This is a genomic window from Tunicatimonas sp. (genome assembly GCF_049647865.1).
In the GTDB taxonomy this organism is placed as follows: Bacteria; Bacteroidota; Bacteroidia; order Cytophagales; family Cyclobacteriaceae; genus Tunicatimonas.
The window spans coordinates 1-2,217 of record NZ_JBARYM010000437.1 but is presented as its reverse complement, the minus strand read 5'-3'; the positions used below and the strand labels follow the sequence as shown (position 1 = coordinate 2,217).

Genomic DNA, 2,217 nt, shown 5'->3' with positions numbered 1-2,217 from the left:
GTGACAAAAGTCATATATAAACTATTGCTGCGGTCGAGATACAAACCGGTGGTAAGTGGTTCGCCCGCATCGGTAGTGCTATTAGCAATATCAAATTTCAGTTCCTTATCACCTGCATCGCTGGCATAGCTAATCCAGGTATTATAGTTCGGAATAGTTTTAAAATCCAGCTTAACTTCGCCTTCTAGCTCTAAGGATTCTTTGGCAGCATGCATCCGAATATTACCTCGGTAGAGCATACCCGGTGAGATAACCAAATTTTGCGCCTCTTGTACCGTGCCATCGGCTACTGTATGTTGTACCCATTCTTTATCCCTTCGCCCTTCCTGCACCGAGTCGGTGGCAAACTCTGTAAGCTGAATGGCAAAGGTATCGCTAGCCGATACTAACTCGTAAGTCGCTTTTCCTCGAAATTCGCTTCGAGAAATAATATCAATTGTTCCATTAAATAAATTATGATACTCGTTCAAGGTATCAATCACTAAAGTGGCATTAGTGAAGGTATCAAACTTCGCATTTTCCCGAATCTGTACTTTGTTATTTTCCGGGGTAATTTTCGCATCGGCCACTGTGATGTACGGGATACCCGAAACATCCAATTGCTGGAGCGGTATTCGGTAAATGGCTTCCTCGGCGCTAAATACTAACGAGTCAAGCTCTGCTCGTGTAGCGTAAAAGTAAGAGTTTTCAATAGCTACATCATCCGGTTTACTCATACGCACGGTTTCTTCTTCTAAATCCCAGATGGCTTTTGTGATTGATGTTCGGAACTGAGCGTACGGAAAGCCAATGGCAGCTACGCCTTCTACCTCCGGACTAATACTGGCTTGGTTTGCTACTAAGTCAAAGTTTAAATAGACATCCTCGCCGGCCAAAGCTGGCTTCTTAGAATTCTCCGATTTAATTTCAAAACTAGCGTTACGAGCCGAAAACTGATTCTGCTCAAAAGCCATATTATCAGATATAGCTTCTGATCCACGAGTAAATAGTGTTCCACCACCTAGCAATCCATTGCCCGTTAGTATAACCTCACCATTCATAGAAGCAGTTTGATTGTAAAACTCAAAAGGCTCAGCATTATTTGCGATGTACATACTATCCTGGCGAGGGAGCCACTTCAGTGTATAATCCTCCACGTAAGCTCGAGGGAAGCTAGTTGGCCCAACACTTCCTTCCTGCATATCCATAACCGTTCCTTTAGTAAGAACTGAATCCATATAAAATACGAAGTCTTCTGATTCCAGCACGGTTGTTAGAAAGTCTATGGTTCCCAGTCCGCGTAGCCCCTGAGCACTTAGGCTAATATCATTTTTATAGGCTGCGGTTCCGCCGTAGAGCGCGTATCCTTCTTCGGGTGCTTTGTGAATAAAGCCCATTGAATTATCCTCCAGCACACTTAAGTCTTCTTTAACGGGTGGAAATATATCGCTATAGAGTGTGCCGGGGAACGAGATCGAAGAAGGGTCAGTACTATTCAGACTATCAATATCGAAGGGCGGAATTACGTAGTACATTGACTTATCGTACACTCCATCCAGCACATTCTTATTATCGAAGTACACCACTGCCCCATTTTCAGCATTAAATTTCGGAAAACTAGGGTCTTTACTGCGGGCCGAGCGGTTTTCCGGGTCGTTGATGTAAAGCGTACCAGACGTATTTTGCATACCAGCAGCAATTCCACTTTGTAGAGAATTATCTACTTTAGTTCGGTTTCCCTTATTGTCAGGTAAGTAGAACGTAATTGAGTCTATCTCGGGTAGATCAATGCGAAAACTATCGTAGCGGAATGTAAAACCCTTCCCCGCAAACTCGAAGTTGCCTGATTGTAGCACTCCGTCAAACTCAAAGTTCCGCTGCCCGAGCATCGTTACTTTATTGTTGTTGGGAATAATCTGTACGTTAAGTTCATTACTAATAGTAAACTTCTCAATACCCTGTACCGCCAGTGCCATACTATCTAAATTGAGTACGGCGTTAGGTCCATTACTAGCATAAGAAGGTATCACTAAATCATCAAAGTCTTTTTGCTTGGCTTTGGATAGCACGTAATGATAGGCTTTCCGTTTAATAACTACTTCGCCCGATTCGTCGTCATACTCAACAAAACCTTGCCCTCTTAAATCCTTCATTGCGGCCCGAATTATCTTAGGATTTTTCCGAAGAGATTGTGCCATATCATCAGCGTAAAACGTTCCGCTTTTATTCTTACGAGCG

At 43.2% G+C, this 2,217-nt stretch carries 1 pseudogene; it reads right to left on the bottom strand.

Going from position 1 to position 2,217, the window contains the following annotated elements:
- Positions 1 to 2,217, bottom strand: a pseudogene (locus WBA23_RS13015) (hypothetical protein); the annotation flags it as partial.